Below are 23,540 nucleotides of genomic sequence, written 5' to 3'. Positions count from 1 at the left end.
AGTCAGCATTCCTCGGGGGCGCGCCGGCGACACCGGGCGCTGCTCCGGGCGGGTGAGCGTCCGGGCTGTGGACCGGTGACCCGGCGGTGTCACGCCAGGCAATAGGCTGGAGACCCGGAACCGGGACCAGCCGAGAGGGACCACTGATGACCATTGCCGCGCCGACCGCCGAGACCCGCTGGCGCTGCACCCTGTGCGGCAACCTCACCCGCTTCGACGTCACCCGTTCGTCCCGGGTGATCGACTTCCTGCACTTCGACCTGTCCGGCGAGTCCAAGGTGGAGGAGACCCAGGTGCTCGCCGAGACCATCGAGTCGGTGCGCTGCCGCTGGTGCAACGCCGTGGACCAGGTCGAGTCGGTGGCGCGTCCGGGCGCCGAGGACCCCGCGGACGGCGGCGCCGAGCAGGGCTGACCCGAACCCCACCGCCCCGCGCCCCCGTCCGCCCCGGACCGGGGGCGCGGGGCGGACTCGTCGGCGGGGTGGTGTCGGTGCGGCACGGTAGACGGGACAATCGAGAGCAGCGGCGGAGACGACCCCCGCCCGGCACCCGCCGGGAGGGCCCCGCCCGGACCAGGATCGGAGCCGAGGACAGTGGCGGAGGCAGCGAACGCGCCCACGGGCACGGACGGGACCGCGCCCGCCCCGGAGACTCCGAACGCGGAAGACACCGGGGGCGAGACGCCCGCCCGCACCCTGCCCGAGGGGGTGCGCCGCCGGGTGGTCGGCATCGCCTCCGACGCGCTGGGCGGCATCCCGGCCGCCGAACTGCCGGCCGCGCTGCGCCCGTACGCCAAGTTCACCCCGGCGCGGCGGGCCAAGTACGCGGCGACCGCGCTGGCCGCCGCGCTGGAGTCCGACCCGGCGTTCCGGGTGCGGATAGCCGAACGACTGCGGCTCGGCCAGCCCGACCTGGTGCGCGCCCTGGAGGCGGGCGCCGTGCCGGCCGCCGCCGATCCGATGGACGTCGCGGCGGCCGCCTACCTGGTGCGCCCGTCCGGCTGGGCGCGGCTGGTCGAGGAGGCGGGCGAGCAGGCCGAGCGGGTGGACGCCGAGGGCGCCGCCGCCGAGGCCGTCCGGCAGGCCGAGAAGCTGCAGGAGGAGCTGGCGGAGGTGCGGGCCGCCGCGCGCGCCGAGTCGGAGCGGCACCGGGCCGAGGCCGACGGGGTGCGCAAGGAGACCGAGTCGCTGCGCAAGAAGGTCCGCTCGCTGGAGGCCGACACCCGCCGGGCGCAGGCCGAGACCCGCCGGCTGGCCGGGGAGTTGGAGGCCGCGCGGGCCGCCGCCGCGACCGAGCGCAGCGCGGCCGAGAGCGAGGCCCGGCGGCTGCGGCACCGGATCGCCGAGCTGGAGGCCGCGGTGGAGAACGGCCGGCGCACCGCCCGGGAGGGCCGCAGCGTCGAGGACATGCGGCTGCGCCTGCTGCTGGACTCCGTCCTGCAGTCCGCGCAGGGCCTGCAGCGGGAGCTGGCGCTGCCGGTGACCGCGCTGCGCCCGGCCGACCTGGTGGAGGCGGTCGAGCCCGGCTCGGCCTCGCCGCACGACGTGGCCCGGCGCGGCCTGGCCGAGGACGATCCGGCGCTGCTGGACCAGCTGCTGGCGATCCCGCAGGTGCACCTGCTGGTGGACGGCTACAACGTGACCAAGACCGGCTACCCCCAACTGCCGCTGGAACAGCAGCGGATGCGGCTGCTGGGCGGCCTGGCGATGCTGGCCCAGCGCACCCAGGCCGAGGTGACCTGCGTGTTCGACGGCCAGGACCTGGACGTGCCGGTGATCATGGCGCCGCCGCGCGGGGTGCGGGTGCGGTTCAGCCGGACCGGGGAGACCGCGGACGAGCTGATCCGCCGGCTGGTCCGGGCCGAGCCGCAGGGCCGGCCGGTGGTGGTGGTCTCCACCGACAAGGAGGTCGCGGACGGGGTGCGCAAGGCGGGCGCCCGCCCGGTCGCCTCGGTGCTGCTGCTGAACCGGCTGGCGCGCAGCTGAGCTGGGCTGACGGCCGGTCAGCCCGACGCCGGGTGGCCGGAGTGTGTCGGTGTCGTGAAAGGGGGCGGGGAGAAGGGTCCGGGAGCCCCCGGGAGTGGACGCGGAGGCGGGGACTTCACTAGGGTCTGGCGTCAAACCTATATTCCGGACCATCACTCGTTGGGGTGAGTCCAGCAGGAAGAAGGAGCACCCCTTTGGCCTCCCACCGCCGTCCCAAGCAGCCGAGCCGCGCACGGATCTCCGTGCTCACCGCTGCCGCCGCGACCGCGGTCGCCCTGTCGGCCCAGGTGAGTGCGCACGCCGCGCCCGCCCAGCCGAGCAAGGACGAGGTCAAGGCGCAGGTCGACAAGCTGCTGGAGGAGCAGGAGCAGGCCGCCGAGAAGTACAACGGCGCCAAGGAGCGGGCCGACCAGCTGCGCAAGCAGGCCGAGCAGCTGCAGGACCAGGTCGCGCGCAGCCAGGAGCAGTTGACCGACCTGGCCTCCGGGCTGGCGGCGGTCGCGGGCGACCAGTACCGGCAGGGCGGCGTCGACCCGTCGATGCAGCTGATGCTCTCCTCCGACCCGGACAAGTACCTGACCCAGGCCGCCTCCTTCGACCAGGCCGCCAGCACCCAGGCCGAGACGCTGAAGTCGCTCAAGGACCAGCAGCGCCGCCTGGACCAGCAGAAGCAGGAGGCCGCGGCCGTCCTGCACGAGCTGGACAGCCAGACCCAGGCGCTCAACGACGCCAAGAACGACGTGCAGAGCAAGCTGCAGGAAGCGCAGAAGCTGCTCAGCAAGCTCTCCGCCGCGGACCGGGCCGCGATCCTGCGCGGCACCGACGGCGCCGCCTCGCGCAGCTCCTCCCGGGTCGACCCGTCCACGCTGCCCCCGGCCAGCGGCTACGCGGCCACCGCGGTGGCCGCCGCGCTCAGCAAGCAGGGCTCCCCGTACGTGTGGGGCGCGACCGGCCCGAGCACCTTCGACTGTTCCGGCCTGATGGTGTGGGCGTACGCGAAGGCCGGCGTCTCGCTGCCGCGCACCTCGCAGTCGCAGGGCAGCTACGGCGTCAACGTGGGCACCGACTGGCACAACGCCCAGCCCGGTGACCTGGTCATCTACTACAGCGACCGGCACCACGTGGGAATGTACATCGGCAACGGCCTGGTGCTGCACGCGCCGCGCACCGGCGACGTGGTGAAGACGATGAAGGTCGACACCCTGCCGATCTCCACCATCCGCCGGGTCTGACGTCCGTGCGGTCCTGACGGTTCGAAGAACCGGACATTCCGCTCCGGAGCGGCACAACTGACGCCTCGTGACACGCCCGGACGGGTCGAGATCTCCCTGTGATCTGCGACACGTCCGGGCGTGGCATTTCCCGACCGTATCGTGAGAATTATTACGCTCCGTGCAACTGTACGGTCACGGTCGGTCATAATTCGAATCAAATGTGATGCAGAATCAGATTTTTTTCTGACAAGGATTTGAACGGATCACGGATCGGTTACTAGGGTCTTGCCTCGACCACCGCAGAGTCGATCGCCCAAGGGGGGCGGCGGCGGAGGTCGCCGCCGAGTCCGTGACGCAGCGGGCAGACCGTCAACACCGGGTCTGCCGACGGGATACCCCTGCGGGGGTGCTGCCGAACGGAGCCGGGGAACCACGTTCCCCCGGGGTGAATCGGTGCCAGGTCGGCCGCGCCAGCGGCCGGTGAGGCTCCGTAGGGCATCTCTTCCGGCCCGAACCCGTCAGCTCACCCGGTAGGCGGTGTGAGGAAGAAGGAGTCCGCCTTCGTGGCGTCCCATCGCCGTCCCAAGCCCGCCAGCCGTACGCGGGTCTCGATTCTCACTGCCGCTGCCGCCACCGCCGTGGCGCTCTCCGCCCAGGGCGGGGCGCACGCCGACCCGACGCCCACCAAGGATCAGGTCAAGCAGCAGGTCGACCAGCTCAACGAGCAGGCCGAGACGAAGACCGAGAGCTACAACGCCGCGGTCGAGAAGCAGCAGCAACTGCAGAAGCAGGTCGGGCAGTTGCAGGACCAGGTGGCCCGGCAGCAGGACCAGGTCACCACCGTCCAGCAGAGCCTGGCCGGCATCGCCGCCGAGCAGTACCGCACCGGCAACGTCTCGCAGACCGTGCAGCTGATGCTCTCCAGCAGCCCCGACGCCTTCCTCGGGCAGGCCGGAACGCTCAACGCCGTCGCCTCCACCCAGGCCGACCTGCTCAAGTCCTTCAAGGCCGAGCAGGCCAAGCTCGACGGGCAGCGCAAGGAGGCCGAGACCAAGCTCGCCGAACTGGACACCACCACCAAGGCCCTGAAGGCCGACAAGGAGGACATCCAGGCGAAGCTGGCACAGGCCCGCGACCTGCTCAACACGCTGACCCAGAAGGAGCGCGACGACCTGGCCGCCGCCGAGGCGAAGGCCGCCGCCGACTCCCGGGCCCAGGCCGAGCGGGCCTCCCGCGACACCGTGCGCCCCGAGCTGAACGCCCCGGCGGCCAGCAGCTTCTCCGGCAACGCGGTCGGCGCGGCCCTGTCCAAGCTGGGCAGCTGGTACTCGTACGGCGCGGCCGGCCCGAGCACCTTCGACTGCTCCGGGCTGATGCAGTGGGCCTACGCGCAGGCCGGCGTGTCCATCCCGCGCACCTCGCAGGCCCAGGCGGGCGCCGGCACCAGCGTCGGCACCAACATCGCCAACGCCCGGCCCGGTGACCTGATCATCTACTACGGCGACCAGCACCACGTGGGCATGTACGTCGGCAACGGACAGATCGTGCACGCCCCGCACACCGGCGCGCAGGTCCGCTACGAGTCGGCGACGGCCATGCCGATCAACAAGATCGTCCGGATCTGACGGTCCGTCCGAGGCCCCGGCCCGGCGCCCTGCCTGGGGTGCCGGGCCGCGCTCGTCCGGATGTCCGATTCACGGTCAAATATTCGGAGCTGTCAGGGTTTGGACTGGATCGACCTGACTCGCTAACCTCTGCCGCGTGTCCGTCCACCGTCGCCCCCCACTGCCCGGCGTCCAGCGCCTCGCCTGCGCCCTGGCGCTGACCGCTGCCGCGACCGGCGCGCTCGGCCTCACCGTGGGCGCGGCCGCCGCCGCGCCGCTCGCCCCGGCCGACCCGTCGACCCGCGGCGAGGTCAAGGCCCAGGTCGACCAGCTCTACGAGGAGGCCGAACAGGCCTCCGAGAAGTACAACGCCGCGCAGGAGCAGCAGAAGCGCCTGCAGGGCGAGGCCGGCTCGCTGCAGAACCAGGTCGCCGCCGGGCAGGACGAGCTCAACCGGATGCGGGGCGACCTGGCCGCGGTCGCCGCCGCCCAGTACCGCGCCCAGGGCCTCGACCCGTCCGTGCGGCTGATGCTCGACAACGACCCCGCCGGGTACCTGGCCGGCGCCCGTTCGCTCGACCAGGCCACGGCCCGGCAGAACGACGCCCTGCGCGAGCTCTCCGACCGGCAGCGCCGGCTCGACCAGCGCCGCCAGGAGGCCACCGCCAAGCTCGCCGAGCTGGAGGAGGTCCGCCAGCACTTGGCCGCGGCCAAGGACGAGGTCCGCGAGCGGCTCGGCAGGGCCCAGCGGCTGCTGAACGGCCTCGCCCCCGCCGAGCGCGCCCGGATGGCCGCCGACGACGCCCGGGACGCCCAGCAGCGCGCCACCCGGGGCACCGACCGGCTCGACCTCGGCAACCAGCCGCCCTCCTCCGACCGTGCGGCCGCCGCGCTGGCCGCCGCCATCTCCAAGATCGGCTCCCCGTACGTCTACGGTTCGACCGGCCCCCGCACGTTCGACTGCTCGGGTCTGATGTACTGGTCGTGGCGGCAGGCCGGAGTGACCCTGCCGCGGACCTCGCAGGAACAGGCCACGGCCGGCCGGCGGGTGAGCCTCGCCGAAGCCCGGCCCGGAGACCTGGTGATCTTCTACAAGGACATGCACCACGTCGGCATGTACGCCGGCGGGGGCGTCGTCGTGCACGCCCCCTACCCCGGCGCCCGGGTCCGCTACGAGAGCGTCAGCGCGATGCCGGTCAGCTCGGTGGTGCGGGTCTGAGCCGGATCGACGAACCCCTGGTCACCGACCTGCCGCCGAAGGTGCCGCAGGTCGGTGCTCCGCTGTCCCGGCGCGCCGCCCTGGTGCTGGCCGCCGCCGGCGCGGCGCAGCTCTCGCTGCCCAGGAGCGTGCCCGCCCGGCCCGCCGCCGCGGCCCCGCCCGCGCAGGACGCGCCGACCGGGGTCCGGGACACCGTCGTCCGGCTGCTGGCCGCGCGCGCCCGGGCGATCGCCGGGCGGGACGCCGCCGCACTGTCGGCGTCCGCCGCGGACGGCGCCGAGGAGTCCGACCGGGACCTGCTCACCCGCACCGCCGGGCTGCGCTTCACCGAGTACACGCTGAAGCCGACCTCGTTCACCGAACCGGCGCCCGGTGCCCGTGAGCTCACCGTCGCCGCCGAGCTCGGCTACCGGCTGGAGGGCGTCGACGACTACCCGGCGCTGCTGGAGCGGCAGCTGCTGCTGACCGCCGAGCCGGACGGCTGGCGGGTGGCCCGGGAGACCCCCAGCGGCGCCGCCGCTCCCTGGGACCTCGGGACCGTCCGGGCCGTCGACGGCCGGCACGGCCTGGTGCTCGGCCTCGGCGAGGAGTCCGAGCTGACCGCGCTCGCCGACCTCGCGGACCGCGCCGTGCCCGTCGTCGAGGCGGTCTGGGGCGACTGGAAGCCCGCCCGGCTGCTGCTCGAACTCCCGCTCACCGAGCAGCAGTTCGCCACCCGGATGGATGTCCCCGCGGACGCCTACCAGGGCATAGCCGCGGTCACCCTGGCGGTCGGCGGCGCCCCGGTGCACACCCCCGCCGACCGGATCGTGGTCAACCCCGACGCCTACCGGCAGCTCAGCGACCTCGGCCGCCGGGTAGTGGTGACCCACGAGGCCACCCACGTCGCCACCAGGGCCGACACCAAACCGTGGACCCCGCTCTGGCTCTCCGAGGGCGTCGCCGACTACACCGGCTACCAGGGCACCGGCCGCACCGCCCGGCAGATCGCCCCCGAGCTCGCCAAGGACGTCCAGGCCGGGCGGCTGCCCGTCGACCTGCCCGCCGACGCGGCCTTCACGGCCGGCGCGGCCGGCATCGCGCAGGCCTACGAACAGGCCTGGCTGGCCTGCGACCTGATCGCCCGCCGCTACGGGCAGGACCGGCTGGTGGCGCTGTACCGCACCGTCGGGCAGTTCGGCAGCGGCGGCCTGGACCGCGCCATGCGGGCCCAACTCGGCGTCGGCGTGGCCGAGTTCACCAAGAGCTGGGTTGCCGAGGCGGCCCGGCTCAGGAGCTGAGCGCCGCCTCCAGGCCGGCCGCGTCCAGGAACGCGGTGTGGGTGCCCGCCGTGGTGCAGGCGAACGCCCCCGCCGCCGCGCCCGCCCGCATGCACTCCTCCACCGGGCGACCCGCCAGCCGGCGGCTGAGGAAGCCCGAGACGAAGGCGTCGCCCGCGCCGTTGCTGTCCACGATCGGCGCGCCCGGGTCGACGGTCGGGAAGTGCCGGGGCGCCGCGTCCTCGCGGGTCAGCAGGAACGAGCCGTGCGCGCCCGCGGTGGCCACCACCAGCTCGGCCCGCCCCTGGTCGAGGATGGCCCGCATGGCCGCCTCGGGGCGGTTGTCGAGGCCCGCCGCGGAGAGGAACACCAGGTCCGAACGGAGGGCGTAGTGCCGGTGGTGCTCGTTGACGCCGTCCCAGGCGTGCAGGTCGGTCGAGCTGCTGCGGCCCAGCCGCTCGATGTCCGGGTACATGTCCCGGTTGACGTTGGTGATCGACAGGTGGACGTGCGCGGAGCGCTCCAGCAGCGGCAGCCAGAACTCGCGCGGCAGCCGGGCGTCCGCCGGGTGCCGGCCGTCGTAGAAGGAGAACCGCAGGCCCTCGGCGTCGACCAGGTTGACGCTGCGCGGGGTGCCGGCCGGGGCGGGCAGATGGCTGAAGTCCAGGCCGCGCCGGGCGTACTCGGCCAGCACCAGGTCGCCCTGCGGGTCCTGGCCCAGGAAGTCCGCGAACTTGGTCCGCAGGCCGAGCGCGTGGCAGGCCAGCGCGACGCCGTTGCCGGTGTGCGCCGGGTAGTCGAGCACCGGGGGGACGCCCACCGAGTCGCGGCCCGTCGGGACCTCCAGCCGGTCCACCCGCACGATGGTGTCCACGCCCACGCCGCCGACGATCAGGATGTCGTAGTCGATCATTCGGCGATGGTGGCAGCACGGAGCCCCGCCCTGCAAGAGTTTTCAGCAACTTGCAAAACGGGGCTCGGGAGGTGCGCCGATCAGCCCCGGTCGGCCGGGGTGAGGTCGTCCAGCAGGTCCTGCTCGTAGGCGATGCCCGGCCGGACCGGGTACTGCGGGGCGAGCTGGTCGGCGGGCAGCACCACCGTGGTCAGCGACTCCCGGCGGCGGGTCGAGCGCCACAGCCGGTAGCCCGACAGCACCGTGGTCACCACCAGCAGCAGGTTGCGGGCGGTCAGCACCAGCACCCCGCCCAGCTCGCTGCGGTTCACCGCACCGAACATGACCGGGAACTCCAGCGTGGTCAGCACCGCCGTCACCAGCACCAGCACCGCCACCGGACGCTGACTGGTGCCCCGCACCGTCAGGCACACCGCCGCCAGGCCGACCACCCAGATCATGTACTGCGGGCTGATCACCCGGCTGGTCGCGGTGAAGATCAGCAGCGCGCACAGCGCCGCGTCGAAGGTGGTCGCCGTGGACCAGCGGCCCGCCCGCAGCCGCCACACCAGCAGCCAGCCGAAACCGGCCACCGACAGGCCCACCATCACCTTGGAGATCACCGGCACCCACGGGCCCAGGAACTCCACCGAGCCGTAGTTCATCGTCACGGTGCCGTTCCACGACCCCGCCAGCTTCGCGAAGTGCAGCGGCAGCGCGCCCACCGACTCGATCTCGATCCCGCGCTCCGACTGGAACTTCAGGAACTCGAACGCCCCGTTCATGCCCGCCGTCAGCAGGAACCCCAACGAGGCCGCGAACGCCGCCGCCGAGGTCCACGCCCGCCTGGTCCGGCGGCCGCGCGGCGTGCCGATCAGCGCCAGCAGCGGCCACACCTTCAGCAGGCCGCCCAAGCCCAGCAGCACCCCGCCGATCGCCGGACGGCGCAGCATCACCAGCAGGCCCGCGATCGCCAGCGCCGTCACGATGATGTCGTACCGGCAGTACACCGTCGGCCCGAGCAGCGGCACGCCCACCACCCAGTACCAGCCGCCCAGGTAGCTGCGGCCCTTCCGGACGCCGGCCCGGATCAGCAGCGCCATCGCCGCCGCGTCCACCACGCCGCACACCACGAAGAACGACACCAGGTACGACCAGGGCAGCAGTCCGGGCACCAGGATCACCAGCGCCGCACCCGGCGGGTACTGCCAGGTCACGTCGTCCAGCGGGAACGTCCCGGTGCGCAGCACCTCGTACCAGCTGTGGTAGATCACCGAGATGTCCGTCGTCACGTCGGTGTTGGCGATCTTCAGCACGCCGGCGACCATCAGGACGATCAGCGTCCGCGACACCACCCAGCCGGCCGTCAGCGCCCACAGCGGACGGCGGCTCGGCGCGGGCGCGGCGGGCAGCGCCGGGGGCTCCGTACTGCCGGGCCGTTGGGCCTGGGCTGACTCCACTACGCTCCTTCGGGTCGTCGCGTGCACACCTGAGTAGAGGACCGCCGAGGCCTCCGAACGGTTGCGACGGCCGCCCCACCTTCACCGAACCGTGTCCGGAACGGCCGCGGTCGGCGGGACCCGGCCGGGTTCCCGGCGAACCGGCACGGTGACCTATCGTACGGACCACTCAGGGGTACTCCGCGCACCCCCCGACCGAGCGAGCCGCATGCACAAGACCCTCATCGTCACCAACGACTTCCCGCCGAGGCCCGGCGGCATCCAGGCGTTCGTCCACAACATGGCCGTCCGCCAGCCCGCCGGCTCGATCGTGGTGTACGCCTCCACCTGGCGGGACGGCAGCGAGGTCGCGAAGTTCGACGCCGAACAGCCGTTCCCGGTGATCCGCGACCGGGTGAGGATGATGGTCCCGACGCCCAGGGTGACCCGGCGCGCCGCCGAGATCCTCCGCGCGGAGGGCTGCACCTCGGTCTGGTTCGGTGCCGCCGCGCCGCTCGGCCTGATGGCCCCCGCGCTGCGCCGGGCCGGCGCGCAGCGGCTGCTCGGCATGACCCACGGGCACGAGGCCGCCTGGGCCCAACTGCCGCTCTCCGCGCAGCTGCTGCGGCGGATCGGGGCCGGCACCGACGTGCTCACCTACCTGGGGGAGTACACCCGCTCCCGGATCGCCCGGGCGGTCGGCCCCGCCGCCGCCGCGCGGATGGTCCAACTGCCGCCCGGCGTCGACGAGTCCACCTTCCGGCCGGACTCCGGCGGGGACGCCGTCCGGGCCCGGCTCGGGCTCAGCTCGCGGCCGGTGGTCGTCTGCGTCTCGCGACTGGTGCCGCGCAAGGGGCAGGACACCCTGATCCGGGCCCTCCCGCAGGTGCTCGCCGCACAGCCCGACGCGGTGCTGCTGATCGTCGGCGGCGGCCCCTACCGCGCCGAGCTGGAGAAGCTCGTCGACACGATCGGGGTACGCCGGTCCGTGGTGTTCACGGGCGCGGTGCCGTGGGCGGAACTCCCGGCCCACTACGGGGCGGGCGACGTCTTCGCGATGCCCTGCCGCACCCGGCGCGGCGGCCTGGACGTCGAAGGTCTCGGCATCGTCTACCTGGAGGCCTCCGCGACCGGGCTGCCCGTGGTCGCCGGGGACTCCGGCGGCGCGCCGGACGCCGTCCGCGAGGGCGAGACCGGCTACGTGGTGCCCGGCCACGACGGCGAGACGCTCCTCGCGGAGCGGCTGGTCCGGCTGCTGGGCGACCCGGACCTGCGGCGCCGGATGGGCGAGACGGGCCGCCGGTGGGTCCACGACGCCTGGCGCTGGGACATGCTGGCGCAGCGCCTCACCGGGCTCCTGGCGGCGGAGCAGGCGGAACAGGCGGAATGAGCAGAGCAGGGGCGCGCGGCGGTTGCGCGCGCCCCTGGCCGTGCCGTCCGCTCAGCGCGTGTAGAGGGCCTCGATCTCGGCGGCGAAGTCCTTGAGGACCACGTTGCGCTTGAGCTTGAGGGACGGCGTGAGGTGGCCGCTGGACTCGGTGAACGCGGTGGTGAGCAGGCGGAACTTCTTGACGGCCTCGGCGTGCGAGACGGCCTGGTTGCCGTCGTCGACGGCGGACTGGATCGCGGCGAGCAGGTCGGGGTCCTCGCGGAGGTCTTCGAGGGTGGCGTCGGCGGGTTTGTTGTTGAGCGCCTTCCAGCGGGGGAAGAACTCGTCGTCGACGGTGACCAGGCAGGCGATGAAAGGCTTGCGGTCGCCGACCACCATGACCTCGCCGATGAGCGCGTGGGCCCGGATCCGGTCCTCGATCACCGCGGGGGCGACGTTCTTGCCGCCGGCGGTGACGATGATCTCCTTCTTGCGGCCGGTGATGGTCAGGTAGCCCTCGTCGTCGAGGGTGCCGATGTCACCGGTGGCGAACCAGCCGTCGCGCAGGGCGTCGGCGGTGGCGGCCGGGTTGTTCCAGTAGCCGGTGAAGATCTGCGGGCCCTTGAGCAGGACCTCGCCGTCCTCCGCGATGCGGATCGCGGAGCCGGGCAGCGGCTGGCCGACGGTGCCGATCTTGGGCTTGTCGTCGGGGTTGAAGGCGGTCGCGGCGCAGGACTCGGTGAGGCCGTAGCCCTCCAGGACGGTGAAGCCGATGCCGCGGTAGAAGTGGCCGAGGCGTTCGCCGAGCGGGGCGCCGCCGGAGATGGCGGCCTTGCAGCGCCCGCCGAGGGCGTTGCGGAGCTTGCCGTAGACGAGCCGGTCGAAGACCGCGTGACGGATCTTCAGGCCGAGCGGGGGGCGCCCGGCGTCGAGGGCGCGGCTGTAGGCGATGGCGGTGTCGGCGGCGCGGTCGAAGATCTTGCCCTTGCCGTCGGCCTGGGCCTTGGCGCGGGCGGTGTTGTAGACCTTCTCGAAGACTCTGGGGACGCCGAGGATCAGGGTCGGTCGGAAGGAGCCGAGTTCCTCGGTGACGTTCTTGATGTCGGAGACGTGGCCGAGCTTGACCGGCGCGACGGCGGCGGCGATCTCGGCGATCCGGCCGAGCACGTGGGCGAGCGGCAGGAACAGCAGCACGGAGGACTCGCCGGTGCGGAACAGCTCGGGCATCCGGGCGGTGACGTTGCCCAGCTCGGAGAGGAAGTTGCCGTGGGTGAGCTGGCAGCCCTTGGGGCGGCCGGTGGTGCCGGAGGTGTAGACGATGGTGGCGATCTCGTCGGGTCCGGCGAGCCTGCGGCGTTCGGCGATCACGTCGTCGCCGACGCCCTGGCCGGCCCGGGCGAGCGTGGCGACGCCGTCGCGCTCGATCTGCCAGGTGTGCTTGAGCTCGGGGAGCGCGTCCCGGACCTCGGCGACCACGGCGGCGTGCTGGTCGGTCTCGGTGACCACGGCGAGCGCGCCGGAGTCGCCGAGGATCCACTGCACCTGCTCGGCGGAGGAGGTCTCGTAGACGGGGACGGTGATCGCGCCGGCGGTCCAGATGGCGAAGTCGAGCAGCGTCCACTCGTAGCGGGTGCGGGACATCACGGCGACCCGGTCGCCGGGCGCGACGCCGGTGGCGACCAGGCCCTTGGCGACGGCGTGCACCTCGGCGAGGAACTGGGCGGCGGTGAGGTCCTGCCACTGCCCGTTCGCCTTGCGGCTGAGCACAGCGACGCCCGGGTGCCGCTCCGCGTTCTGGTGGACCAGGTCGGCGAGGTTGCCATCGCTCGGTACCTGGTAGCGGGCCGGAAGGCTGAACTCCTCGAGCAAGACTGCTCCTCGTCTGCGACGCTGCGGGACGACTGGACGTTACTGCTCGGTAGGCGAATTCGACCAGGGGGGTCGGCCTCGTTGTTCCAATCGTCACACCGCAGGTCGGAAGTGCGGATGGACCGAGTGGAACCCTACGACAGCGCGCAGGTGACCCGCCGGTAGGTGCCCGCGCGGAAAGCGGGCGGTCCCGCCCGCGATAGCCTCTGCTGGGCGCACAGCAGCACAGGGAGATCGCGGAGGCCGCAATGGCGGAGCACACCAGGTCGAGCATTGTCATCGACGCCACCCCGGCCGAGGTCATGGCGGTGATCGCCGACTTCGCGGCCTACCCGGCCTGGACCGACGAGGTCAAGGAGATCGAGGTGCTCGGCAGCGGCCCGGACGGGCGCGCGGCCGAGGTCCGGCTGCTGCTGGACGCCGGCGCGATCCGCGACGAGCACGTGCTCGCCTACACCTGGGACGGCGACCGCGAGGTCAGCTGGACGCTGGTGAAGAGCCAGATGCTGCGCGCCCTGGACGGCTCCTACACGCTGGCCCCCGCCGGCGCGGGCGGCACCCAGGTCACCTACCAGCTGGCCGTGGACGTCAAGATCCCGATGCTCGGCATGATCAAGCGCAAGGCGGAGAAGGTCATCATCGACCGCGCGCTGGCGGGCCTGAAGAAGCGCGTCGAGGGCTGATCGGGCCCGTGGCCACCCGCACCGTACTGGTCAGCGGCCCGGAGTCCGCGAGGATCGCCGCCGCCACCGCACTGCACCACGCCCGGCAGGGCAGCGACACCCTGCTGCTGGCCGCCGACGACCCGCACCGCGCCGTCGACGAGCTGCTCGGCGTCCGGCTCGGCCCCGAACCCGTCGAGCTGGAGGCGCACCTGGCGGCCGCCCGGATCGACGAGCAGGCCGCGTTCCGCGCCGCGCTGGACGGCTGCCGCGACCGGATCGCCCCCGCCCTCGACCTGATCGGCGCCGAACCGCTCGACCCCGAGGAGCTCACCCCGCTGCCCGGCACCCGGGCCCTCGCCCTGCTGCGCGCGCTGCCCCGGGCCAAGGCCGAGGTGCTGGTGGTCGCCGCCCCGCCGCCCGCCGAACTGATCGCGACCCTCGCCCTCCCGGCCCAACTGGAGCGCTACCTGGCCCGGTTGCTGCCCGAGCAGCGCCAGGCCGCCCGCGCGCTGCGCCCGCTGCTGGCCGGCCTGGCCGGCGTCCCGATGCCCACCGACAAGCTGTTCGAGGCCCGGGCCGCCGCCTCCGCCGCGCTCGCCGAGGCCGCCGCCGCGATCACCGCGCCCGGCACCACCGTCCGCCTGGTGCTGGACGCCGCCCGCCCCGCCCCCGGGTGCTGGCCCGGATCCGGGCCGGGCTCGCCCTGCACGGCCTGCCGCTGGACGCGGTGGTCGCGCACGGCGCGCTGCCCGCCGCCGCGGCCGATTCGCCGGATCCCTGGCTGGCTGCGCTCGCCGTCCGCCAGCAGGAGCAACTCGCCGGGATCGCTGAGCAGTTGGGCAATGTCCCGCTGCTGACGGTGCGCCAGGGGGAGGCCACCCTGGAGGCCCTGGCCGAGCGGCTGCACGCCGACGGCGCGCCCCGCCCGCCGGCCCCGGCCGACCCGTGGATCGAGGACCGGCTGGCCGCGGAGAACCTGCTGCTCTGGCACCTCCCGCTGCCCGGCGCCGACCGCACCGAGCTCGAACTGCTGCGCCGAGGAGACGAGTTGGTGCTCGGCGTCGGCACCGGCCGGCGGATCCTGGCACTCCCGTCGGCGCTCCGCCGTTGCACCGTCAGCGGGGCCGGCCTGGCCGACGGAACCCTCTCGGTGCGCTTCACACCCGACCCCGCGCTGTGGCCGCGCGGCCACTGACACCGATCGACGGGAGCGAGTCATGACGACGGAACAGCCGGACGGGGCCGAACGGCCGGACGGGGCCGAACGGGTGGACGCGGCGGGCGACTTCGCGCCGCTGGTCGACGAGGTTCGGAAGTTCGCCACCGCGGTGGGCGTGAAGGCGGTCGAGATCGGCGGCCGGCTGCGCGAGTCCAACCCCGAGGTGTACGGACATCTCGCCGCCGCCGGCGGAGAGCTGCTGGCCGCCTACCGGGCCGCCGTGGTCGGGCACGAACGTCGCTGGTCGGCGCCCCAACACGCCGAGACCGAGCGGGTGGACCTGGACGGGCCGGAGGAGGCGTCCGACAAGTAGTTAAGTCGGCGAATCGGCATCGTCACGTTATGATTCCGAGCCATTACCGAACGGTACCGTTGGTATGACTTCTGAAGGCACCATGACCAGTGGGGCTGGGAATGCCTTCGAATAATGTACGCCGGACTGTATACGTGGGCACCCCTCAGCGGGTACCGTTCCGCTGAGCGGGAACGAGTGAATAGCTGAGGGACACATGGCTCTGACCATCGGCGTGGATGTCGGCGGGACCAAGATCGCAGCAGGCGTCGTCGACGAGTCCGGCGAGATTCTGGCCAAGACCAGGGTGCCCACCCCGGCCGACCCCCAGTGGGCGGTCGACGCCATCGCGCAGGGCGTACGGGAGTTGAAGGAGCAGTATCCGGACGTCGCCGCCGTCGGCGTCGGCGCCCCGGGCTTCGTCAACCGGGACCGCTCCACCGTTCTGATGGCGCCCAACATCGCCTGGGAGAACGAGCCCCTGAAGCAGCGCGTCGAGGAGCTCACCGGTCTGCCGACCGTGGTCGAGAACGACGCCAACTGCGCCGCCTGGGCCGAGTTCCGCTTCGGCGCCGCCGCCGAGTACGAGGACATGGTCCTGATCACCGTCGGCACCGGCATCGGCGGCGGCATCGTCCTCGACGGCCGCCTGCACCGCGGACGCTTCGGCGTGGCCGGCGAGATCGGCCACCTCAACATGGTCCCCGACGGCCTGGAGTGCGGCTGCGGCGGCCACGGCTGCTGGGAGCAGTACGGCTCCGGCCGGGCGCTGCGCCGCTACGGCCGTGAGCGCGCCGCCGCCGACCCGATCGCCGGCAAGCGGATGCTCGAACTCAACGACGGCGTCGCCGAGACCATCCGCGGCATCCACATCACCGAGGCCGCGGAGGAGGGCGACCCGCTGGCGCTCTCCTGCTACGCCGAACTCGCCGACTGGCTCGGCCGCGGCATGGCCGACCTCGCCGCGCTCTTCGACCCGGGCGTCTTCGTGCTCGGCGGCGGCGTCTCCGACTCCGGCGCCCTGCTGCTCGACCCGGTGGCCGCGAGCTTCCAGCAGTACCTCACCGGTGGCCCGGCCCGGCCCCGCGCCAACGTGGTGCTGGCGTCCATGGGTTCCGCGGCGGGCATCGCCGGTGCGGCGGACCTCGCGCGCACCTGAGGCACTGCCCCCACGCGCCCCTGATTGTTGCTCCGCCACCGCGGCGCGTCCTCGCGTCCGCCTGTTACTGTCGGTCAGGTGACGGACACTGAGGTTGCGTTGGCGTCTTCCGGGGTGGAGCCGGGTGGGGCGCGGCGGGTGCGGGTGCTGAGTTACAACGTGCGGTCGTTGCGGGACGACCGGGTCGCGCTGGCGCGGGTGATCCGGGCGTGCGATCCGGACGTGGTGTGCGTGCAGGAGTCGCCCCGGTACTGGAAGTCCGAGAAGGCGGCGGCGTGGCTGGCGCACAAGACCGGGACGGTGATCCTGGCGGGCGGTGGCCGGGTCGCGGCGGGGCCGCTGCTGCTGGGCCGGCTGCGGGTGGACGTCCTGGAGTTGCGGGACGTGCTGCTGCCGAAGACCAGGGGGCTGCACGCGCGGGGGTTCGCGAGTGCGCTGGTGCGGATCGGCGGGTCGCGGCCGTTCTCGGTGACGAGCTGCCACCTGAGTCTCGAACCCGAGGAGAGGCTGCGGCAGTTCGAGCTGTTGCGGCGTCAACTGCGGCCCGGGGAGCCGGGGGTGATCGCGGGTGATTTCAACGAGCATCCGGACGGCCCGGGTTGGCGCTCACTGGCGGCGGAACTGACCGACGCGCACGCGAAGGCGCCGTGGGGCGGGACGTTCACCTCGGTGCCCAAGGAGCCGTACCAGCGGATCGACGCGGTGTTCACGACGCCGGACGTCGAGGTGCTGGGCTGCGGCGTGCCGTACCCGCTGCCGGGGGTGGCGGAGGCGGACCTGCAGGCGGCCACCGACCACCTGCCGGTGCTGGCGGCGCTGCGCATTCCCGCCCCGTAACGGCGAACGGCGGCGCGGGAGTTCAGACGACCGCGCCGCCGTTGGGGTCCTCGGGCTCGTCCTCGTCGCGGTCCTTCATCCGGGCGACCAGGGTGCCGAAGCCGCCGAGGAAGGCCAGGAAGCCGACCCAGGCGGGCCAGCCGGAGACCTCGCGCCAGACCACGGCGTCGAACAGCAGCAGGGCGGGGCCGCCCAGGACGGCCAGCCAGGCGAACTTGGCGGTGGTGTCGGCGGCCGGCAGCGGCGGGGGCTCCGGCGGGACGAAGTGGCCCTCGTCCGGGTCCTCGGCGAGGGAGTAGTTGCGGCCGTCCTCGGGACGGGGGACCGGGCGGGGGGTGAACTCGCCGAAGCCGGTGGCGCCGCCGTTGTTGGTGGTGGGGGCGGTGGGGCGGCCGGGGCGTTCGTTCTGGGCGCGGAGGTTCTCGACCTCGGGCCAGGCCGGGTCGGTGAGGTCCACCGGGTCGTCGAACTGGGCGACCAGCGCGGCGAAGATCGCGTCCTGCTCGGCCTGGCTGGCCGCGGCGGGGCGGCGCGGGGCGGGCTCGGGCGCGGCCTCGGCGGCCTCGGCGGGGGAGTCGGCGGCCGCCGCGTCGTCGCGGGGCAGGTCCTCGTCGTCGTTCGCCTTGCTGGTCTCGTTCACATTCGGCCTTTCAGCCCGAGTGGTTCCCGGCATCGACCGCCGCTGCCGGGGCCAGTCGCCGGACGAAGTCGAGGGTCGCCCCGAAGATCAGACCGGCGTCGTGGTCCAGCGTGGCCACGTGGAAGCTGCGGTCGAGCAGCAGCTCCGTCACATCGGTCGAGGATATCCGGGCGAGCACCAGTGCCGAGTTGCGCGGCGAGACGACGTGGTCCTGCGGACTGTGCAACAGCAGAACCGGCTGGGTCACCGCGGGCATTCCCGCCTGGACGCTCTTCCACAGCCGGGCCAGCGACCAGGCGGCGTGCAGCGGGACCCGGTCGTAGCCGACCTCGGCGGCGCCCGGCAGGGCGATGTCGCCGGCCACGCCGGGGAGGGTGGGGAGCAGGTGGCGCAGCACCGGAAGAAGTACCGTCCCGGGGTTGTCGGAACGCACCGAGGGGTTGACGAGCACCAGTCCGGAGATCCGGTCGCCGTGCTTCTCGGCGAGCTTCAGGGTGAGCGAGCAGCCCATCGACAGCGCGCAGACGAAGACCTGCTCGCACCTCGCGGCGAGTTCCTCGAAGGCGGTCTCGACGGTGGCGTACCAGTCCTCCCAGCGGGTCGGCTGGAGGTCCTGCCAGCGGGTGCCGTGGCCGGGAAGCAGCGGTACGGAGACGGTGAGCCCGGCCTCGGCGAGGTGTTCCGCCCAGGGGCGCATGGACTGGGGGGAACCGGTGAAACCGTGGACGAGCAGCACGCCGATGGGACCGCCGTCGTGGCGGTGGGGCTCGGCTCCCGGCAGCAGCGGCATCGGCAGGACTCCTGGAGGTGCAGGGGCAGGTGAGGGTGGCTCGATGGTCCCACGGGCACGATGCCCCGTACAGGGGCCCGGTGCGGGGGCGGACGGTTCGCCGGTGCACGGGGCGGCAGGCGCAGGCATTACGATCGTCCGGTCCGCACAACAGGAGGCCCCGGTTGTTCTACCGACTGATGAAGATGATCGTCGCGCCGCTGCTGCGGATCTTCTTCCGGCCGTGGATGGAGGGCGAGGAGAACATTCCGGACGAGGGTCCGGCCATCCTCGCCAGCAACCACCTCTCGTTCTCGGACTCGTTCTTCCTGCCCGCGCTGCTCAAGCGCCGGGTGACGTTCATCGCGAAGGCCGAGTACTTCACCACCCCGGGCATCAAGGGCCGGCTCACCGCCGCGTTCTTCAAGGGCGTCGGCCAGCTGCCGGTGGACCGCTCGGGTGCGCGCGGCGCCGGCGAGGCGGCGATCCGCAGCGGCATCGCAGTGGTCGAGCGCGGTGAGCTGTTCGGCGTCTACCCGGAGGGCACCCGCTCGCCCGACGGCAAGCTGTACCGGGGCAAGGTCGGCGGCCTGGCCCGGGTGGCGCTGGCCACCGGCGCGCCGGTGATCCCGGTCGCGATGATCGACACCGAGAAGGTGCAGCCGCCCGGCCAGGTGATGCCCAACTTCGGTGTCCGGCCCGGCATCCGGATCGGCCGCCCGCTGGACTTCTCCCGCTACCAGGGCATGGAGAACGACCGGTTCATCCTGCGCTCGGTCACCGACGAGGTGATGTACGAGATCATGCGGCTGTCCGGCCAGGAGTACGTGGACATCTACGCCACCGCCGCCAAGCGCCAGCTCTCCGAGGAGAAGAAGGCCGCGGACGCCGACCGCAAGGCCCAGCAGAAGGCCGAGAAGGCCGCCGAGGCCGCCGAGAAGGCCGCCGAGAAGCAGGCGGAGCACGGTCCGGAGCAGGAGAAGGACACCGGGGCCTGAGGGCCCGTCAGGGGGGCTTGGCAGTGGAGGAGCACAGACCCGTCGCGCTGCGGGGCCGCCTCCCCGCGCGGCGCGGCGTGGTGGCGGCGGTGGCGGCCGGCGGGATGTCGGTCGAGCTGCCGCTGTGGCGCGCCATGGGGTACTTCCGGGTGCTGGCGCTCGGCTATGCGCTGCTGCGCTACCTCGCGTCCTACAACGACTTCCTGCACCCCGTGTCGGGCTGGATCTACCTCGGCGCGCTGACGCTGTGGACGCTGGCCTCCACCCGGGCGTTCGCCGGACCCGAGCGGTGCACCTGGCCGGTGCTCGGCACCGACCTGGTTTTCGCGGTGTTCGGCATCGTGATGAGCGGCTGGATCGACACCGCCGAGCGGATCCACGCCGGCGCGCCGACCCTGCCGACGATCTGGGCGGCCGGCACCGTGCTGGGCTACGCCGGCAAGGGCGGCTGGCGGCCCGCCGCGTTCGCCGCGGCGGTGATCGGGGCCGCCAACATCCTCGGCCACGGCGGGATCAGCCCCGACAACCTGCACAACATCGTGCTGCTGCTGGTGGCCGGCTGCGCCATCGGCTACGTGATCGAACTGGCCCGGGCCAGCGAGGCGGTGCTCACCCGGGCGCTCCAGGTGGAGGCCGCCACCCGGGAGCGCGAACGGCTGTCCCGGGACATCCACGACGGCGTGCTGCAGGTGCTCGCCCTGGTGCACCGCCAGCAGGGCGACGCCGCCGAGCTGGGCCGGCTGGCGGGCGAGCAGGAGCGGGCGCTGCGGGCCCTGATGACGGGCGCTCAGCTGCCGGAGCAGGCCGACCCGGGCGGCGAGGCGGACCTCAGGCCGCTGATCGCCCGGCACGCCGACGAGCGGATCACCGTCGCCGCGCCCGCCACGCCGGTGCTGCTGCCCGGCCCGGTGGCGGCCGAGCTGGCCGCCGCGGTCGGCGCCGCGCTGGACAACGTGCGCCGGCACGCGGGGGAGTCCGCCCGGGCCTGGATCCTGGTCGAGGACGAGCCGGCGGCGGTCACCGTGTCGGTCCGGGACGACGGACCGGGCTTCCCGGCCGGTCGGCTGGCCGAGGCGCAGCGCGCCGGGCGGCTCGGGGTGGCCCAGTCGATCCGCGGGCGGATGCTCGACCTCGGCGGCAGCGCCGAGCTGTACTCGGTGCCCGGCGAGGGCGTCGAGGTGGAACTGCGGTGGCCGAGGAGGGGCAGTGACGGCTGACCAGCCGGTGCGGGTGATGGTGGTCGACGACCACCCGATGTGGCGCGAAGGGGTGGCGCGGGACCTGGCCGAGGCCGGGTTCGCGGTGGTCGCCACCGCCGGGGACGGCGAGGAGGCGGTCCGGCGGGCCCGGGCCAGCGGCCCGCAGGTGGTCCTGCTGGACCTCAACCTGCCCGCGCTGCCCGGCGCGGAGGTGTGCCGCCGGGTGGTGGCCGCCGACCCGGCGGTACGGGTGCTGGTGCTGTCCGCCAGCGGCGAGCACGCCGACGTGCTGGAGGCGGTGAAGTCCGGCGCGACCGGCTACCTGCTGAAGTCCGCCGGCCGCGAGGAGCTGCTCGACGCGGTGCGCCGCACCGCCGTCGGCGACCCGGTCTTCACCCCGGGCCTGGCGGGCCTGGTGCTCGGCGAGTTCCGCCGGCTGGCCACCGAGCCCGGCACCGCGGCCCGGCCCGCCGCCCCGCAGCTGACGCCCCGGGAGACCGAGGTGCTGCGGCTGGTCGCCAAGGGCCTGTCGTACCGGCAGATCGCCGACCGGCTGGTGCTCTCGCACCGCACCGTGCAGAACCACGTCCAGAACACCCTCGGCAAGCTCCAGCTCCACAACCGGGTGGAGCTGGTGCGCTACGCCATCGAGCAGGGCCTGGACGAGGAACTGGGCTGACCGGCCGTCAGCCGCGCACCGCCGCGGTGCTGCGCAGCAGCTCGGCGACGATCTCCACCCCCTCGCGGGTGAGCACCGACTCCGGGTGGAACTGCAGGCCGGCGAAGCCGGGCCCGCGCAGCGCGTGCACGTCCCCGGTGCGGGCGTCCCGGGAGAGCTCGATGCCCTCGGCGGCCAGCCGGTCGGCGGTGTCCTGGTCGCAGCGGGCGGTGAAGGTGTTGTAGAACCCGACGGTCCGTCGGGTGCCGAACAGCTCGATCGCCTCCTGCGCGCCCTGGTACGGGACGGCCTTGCGGGCCAGCGGCAGGCCGAGCTGCGCGGACAGCAGCTGGTGGCTGAGGCAGACCGCGAGCAGCGGGGCGGTGCGCTCGCCGGAGCGGACGGCGGCGAGCGCGTCGGCGACGATCGGGCGCAGCACCGCCATCTTGGCGTCGGCCGGGTCGGCGGGGTCGCCGGGCCCGGGGCCGAGCACCAGCGGGCCGCGGTGCGCCGCGACCCGCTCGCGCAGGCCGGGGGTGTCGTAGCGGAGCACGGTGACGGTGTGTCCGAGCGAGTGCAGCAGGTGGGCGAGCATCGCGGTGAAGGTGTCCTCGCCGTCCACGACCAGGGTGTCGGCCCCGGGGCGCGGCGCGGCGGGCTGCTGCATCCGCAGCCAGAACGGGGCCAGGCCGGCCCGGCGGGAGTCCAGTGCGGCCTGCACCCGGTGGTCGTCGGCCAGCCGGGGCCGGGCGGCGGCGTCCCGGGCGGAGCGGGCCGGGCGGGCGCCGATCGCGGCGAGCACGCCGGCGGCCTTGGCGTGGGTCTCGGCGACCTCGGAGTCCGGGTCGGAGTGCCGGACCAGGGTGGCGCCGACCCGGACCACCAGCGAGCCGTCGGCGGGGTCGACGTCGGCGGCCCGGATGCAGATCGGCGAGTCCAACTGCTGGCCGCCGCTGGCGGAGCGGCCGATCAGGGCGAGCGCGCCGGAGTAGTAGCCGCGGCCGCCGCGCTCGTAGCGGTCGATGACCCGGGTGGCGTTCTGCACGGGGCTGCCGGTGACGGTGGCGGCGAACATGGTCTCCCGCAGCACCTCGCGGACGTCCAGCGAGGTGCGGCCGCGCAGCTCGTACTCGGTGTGCGCGAGGTGCGACATCTCCTTCAGCCGGGGGCCGAGCACCTGGCCGCCGAGGTCGCCGACCGCGCACATCATCTTCAGTTCCTCGTCGACCCCCATGGTGAGCTCCTCCAGCTCCTTGGGGTCGTGCAGGAACGCGAGGAGCGAGTCGATGGTGGGCCCGGACGCCGGATAGCGGTAGGTGCCGGAGATCGGGTTCATCACCACGGTCCCGCCGGACTGCCGGACGTGGACCTCCGGGGACGCGCCCACCAGCACCCGGTCCCCGGTGTGCACCAGGAAGGTCCAGTACGCGCCGCGCTCCGCCTCCAGCAGGCGGCGGAACAGGGTCAGCGCGGTGGCCGTGGAGTACCCGGCCAGTTCGGCGTGGAAGTCGCGCCGGATCACGAAGTTGGCGCCCTCGCCGCGCCCGATCTCGTCCTCGATCACCCGCCGGACGATGCCCGCGTACTCCTCGTCGCTGATGTCGAACTCGCCGCCGTGCAGCTCGACCGGCGCGTCCGGCAGTGCGGCCAGCACCTGGGCCAGCGGCAGCGCGTGCTGCTCCTCGACGGCCAGCGCCCGCAGCGGGGCGCCGTCCTGGCGGGCGGCGAAGCCGCGCTCGCGGATCTGCGCGTACGGGACCAGGGCCAGCAGGTCGTGCCGCGGGCCGTCGGCCGGGACGCCCTGACGGACCGGCAGCTCGGCCAGCGTGTCGTGGTCGGTGACCGTGCCGAGCAGCAGCTCGACGGTGTCGGGGGCGAGCCGGGGCGCGCGGCGGTGCAGCAGGGCGAAGGCCGGGGCGCCGGGGGCGGTGAGGCGGGCGAGCAGGGCGGCGGCGGTGGTGGTCACGACTGCGGTGTTCCTTCCGGGGGGTGCGGCGGGGGGTTTCCGCCGCCTCCGGGAGGGCCGTGACGCTGCACACAAACGTCGACGGCCGCCCCGAAGGGCGGCCGTCGTTCGTCTCAGGGACGCGCGATCCGTGGGCCGCCCAACGGGCTGGCCCACCACCAGGAGAAGGTGTGCGTCGCGGTCACGGAGCAGACGATAGCCGACCGGCGGGCGGTCCGGGGAGATGTCCACGACTCGTCTCACCCAGCGGGCGGAAGCCGCAATCCGGTTGTGGCACCCCGTAGCCTT

22 protein-coding genes and 1 riboswitch are annotated in these 23,540 nt (G+C 73.7%); of the genes, 16 read left to right on the top strand and 6 right to left on the bottom strand.

Going from position 1 to position 23,540, the window contains the following annotated elements; genetic code table 11:
- Positions 1-146 precede the first annotated feature (146 nt).
- The 6 genes from BX266_RS09950 to BX266_RS09925 all read left to right on the top strand — a co-directional run bounded on the left by BX266_RS09950 (position 147) and on the right by BX266_RS09925 (position 7,302).
- On the top strand, positions 147-413 hold the full coding sequence (locus BX266_RS09950) for a hypothetical protein (protein WP_099898551.1): 267 nt from the start codon (positions 147-149) through the stop codon (positions 411-413).
- 180 nt (positions 414-593) lie between these two features.
- Complete coding sequence (locus BX266_RS09945) at positions 594-1,985, top strand: NYN domain-containing protein (RefSeq protein WP_099898550.1); 1,392 nt, start codon at positions 594-596, stop codon at positions 1,983-1,985.
- A 194-nt stretch (positions 1,986-2,179) separates the two neighbouring features.
- The gene (locus BX266_RS09940) at positions 2,180-3,217 is read left to right on the top strand and encodes a C40 family peptidase (protein ID WP_099898548.1); all 1,038 of its coding nucleotides are present in this window, start codon (positions 2,180-2,182) and stop codon (positions 3,215-3,217) included.
- A gap of 382 nt (positions 3,218-3,599) precedes the next feature.
- A riboswitch (cyclic di-AMP (ydaO/yuaA leader) is annotated at positions 3,600-3,752 on the top strand.
- A gap of 10 nt (positions 3,753-3,762) precedes the next feature.
- A complete protein-coding gene (locus BX266_RS09935; RefSeq protein ID WP_099898547.1) occupies positions 3,763-4,824 on the top strand; it encodes a C40 family peptidase in 1,062 nt (353 codons plus the stop codon).
- A gap of 136 nt (positions 4,825-4,960) precedes the next feature.
- Positions 4,961-6,022: an NlpC/P60 family protein gene (locus tag BX266_RS09930; RefSeq protein ID WP_099898545.1), complete on the top strand. Its 1,062-nt coding sequence runs from the start codon at positions 4,961-4,963 to the stop codon at positions 6,020-6,022.
- Positions 6,023-6,063: 41 nt separating this feature from the next.
- Positions 6,064-7,302, top strand: a complete 1,239-nt coding sequence (locus BX266_RS09925; RefSeq protein WP_099898544.1) for a hypothetical protein — start codon at positions 6,064-6,066, stop codon at positions 7,300-7,302.
- Here BX266_RS09925 and BX266_RS09920 read toward each other — a convergent pair.
- Together BX266_RS09920 and BX266_RS09915 are read right to left on the bottom strand one after the other, a co-directional pair.
- Complete coding sequence (locus BX266_RS09920) at positions 7,292-8,194, bottom strand: carbohydrate kinase family protein (RefSeq protein WP_099898542.1); 903 nt, start codon at positions 8,192-8,194, stop codon at positions 7,292-7,294. The two genes, BX266_RS09925 and BX266_RS09920, sit on opposite strands and share 11 nt — an antisense overlap.
- 80 nt (positions 8,195-8,274) lie before the next feature.
- Positions 8,275-9,633, bottom strand: a complete 1,359-nt coding sequence (locus tag BX266_RS09915; RefSeq protein ID WP_099898541.1) for a glycosyltransferase 87 family protein — start codon at positions 9,631-9,633, stop codon at positions 8,275-8,277.
- Positions 9,634-9,841: 208 nt separating this feature from the next.
- Between BX266_RS09915 and BX266_RS09910 the strand changes: the two genes are divergently transcribed.
- Entirely contained in the window at positions 9,842-11,002 is a 1,161-nt protein-coding gene (locus BX266_RS09910) for a glycosyltransferase family 4 protein (protein ID WP_099898539.1), read from the top strand.
- 51 nt (positions 11,003-11,053) lie between these two features.
- On the opposite strand, the gene BX266_RS09905 is transcribed toward BX266_RS09910, so the two are convergent.
- A complete protein-coding gene (locus BX266_RS09905; RefSeq protein ID WP_099898537.1) occupies positions 11,054-12,850 on the bottom strand; it encodes a long-chain fatty acid--CoA ligase in 1,797 nt (598 codons plus the stop codon).
- A 248-nt stretch (positions 12,851-13,098) separates the two neighbouring features.
- Between BX266_RS09905 and BX266_RS09900 the strand changes: the two genes are divergently transcribed.
- The 6 genes from BX266_RS09900 to BX266_RS09880 all read left to right on the top strand — a co-directional run bounded on the left by BX266_RS09900 (position 13,099) and on the right by BX266_RS09880 (position 17,022).
- A complete protein-coding gene (locus BX266_RS09900; RefSeq protein WP_099898536.1) occupies positions 13,099-13,533 on the top strand; it encodes an SRPBCC family protein in 435 nt (144 codons plus the stop codon).
- 8 nt (positions 13,534-13,541) lie between these two features.
- The gene (locus BX266_RS09895; protein WP_310794776.1) at positions 13,542-14,372 is read left to right on the top strand and encodes an ArsA-related P-loop ATPase; all 831 of its coding nucleotides are present in this window, start codon (positions 13,542-13,544) and stop codon (positions 14,370-14,372) included.
- Complete coding sequence (locus BX266_RS40815) at positions 14,351-14,710, top strand: hypothetical protein (RefSeq protein ID WP_310794775.1); 360 nt, start codon at positions 14,351-14,353, stop codon at positions 14,708-14,710. Before BX266_RS09895 ends, BX266_RS40815 begins: the two co-directional genes overlap by 22 nt.
- A gap of 22 nt (positions 14,711-14,732) precedes the next feature.
- A complete protein-coding gene (locus BX266_RS41155) occupies positions 14,733-15,047 on the top strand; it encodes a DUF5304 family protein (protein ID WP_099898534.1) in 315 nt (104 codons plus the stop codon).
- Between the two features lie 196 nt (positions 15,048-15,243).
- On the top strand, positions 15,244-16,185 hold the full coding sequence (locus BX266_RS09885) for an ROK family glucokinase (RefSeq protein ID WP_099898533.1): 942 nt from the start codon (positions 15,244-15,246) through the stop codon (positions 16,183-16,185).
- 78 nt (positions 16,186-16,263) lie between these two features.
- Positions 16,264-17,022: an endonuclease/exonuclease/phosphatase family protein gene (locus BX266_RS09880; protein WP_099898532.1), complete on the top strand. Its 759-nt coding sequence runs from the start codon at positions 16,264-16,266 to the stop codon at positions 17,020-17,022.
- Positions 17,023-17,044: 22 nt separating this feature from the next.
- Here the strand turns inward: BX266_RS09880 and BX266_RS09875 are convergent, their stop codons facing one another.
- On the bottom strand, positions 17,045-17,662 hold the full coding sequence (locus BX266_RS09875) for a hypothetical protein (protein WP_259464631.1): 618 nt from the start codon (positions 17,660-17,662) through the stop codon (positions 17,045-17,047).
- A gap of 10 nt (positions 17,663-17,672) precedes the next feature.
- Positions 17,673-18,452 carry a carboxylesterase gene (locus tag BX266_RS09870; protein ID WP_099898531.1) on the bottom strand — a complete coding sequence of 260 codons (780 nt, stop codon included), beginning with the start codon at positions 18,450-18,452 and terminating at the stop codon, positions 17,673-17,675.
- 179 nt (positions 18,453-18,631) lie between these two features.
- Here BX266_RS09870 and BX266_RS09865 point away from each other — a divergent pair, with 179 nt between their 5' ends.
- From BX266_RS09865 to BX266_RS09855, 3 genes are all read left to right on the top strand, one after another.
- Positions 18,632-19,429, top strand: a complete 798-nt coding sequence (locus BX266_RS09865; protein ID WP_099907640.1) for a 1-acyl-sn-glycerol-3-phosphate acyltransferase — start codon at positions 18,632-18,634, stop codon at positions 19,427-19,429.
- 104 nt (positions 19,430-19,533) lie between these two features.
- Positions 19,534-20,646, top strand: a complete 1,113-nt coding sequence (macS, locus tag BX266_RS09860; protein WP_099907637.1) for a MacS family sensor histidine kinase — start codon at positions 19,534-19,536, stop codon at positions 20,644-20,646.
- A gap of 16 nt (positions 20,647-20,662) precedes the next feature.
- Positions 20,663-21,307, top strand: coding sequence for a response regulator transcription factor (locus BX266_RS09855; protein ID WP_099907635.1), 645 nt, complete (start codon positions 20,663-20,665; stop codon positions 21,305-21,307).
- 7 nt (positions 21,308-21,314) lie between these two features.
- On the opposite strand, the gene BX266_RS09850 is transcribed toward BX266_RS09855, so the two are convergent.
- Complete coding sequence (locus tag BX266_RS09850; protein ID WP_099898530.1) at positions 21,315-23,252, bottom strand: anthranilate synthase family protein; 1,938 nt, start codon at positions 23,250-23,252, stop codon at positions 21,315-21,317.
- Positions 23,253-23,540 lie beyond the last annotated feature (288 nt).

This window comes from Streptomyces sp. TLI_171 (assembly GCF_003610255.1).
Taxonomy (GTDB): domain Bacteria; phylum Actinomycetota; class Actinomycetes; order Streptomycetales; family Streptomycetaceae; genus Kitasatospora.
This window is presented reverse-complemented; position numbering and strand designations above follow the sequence as displayed.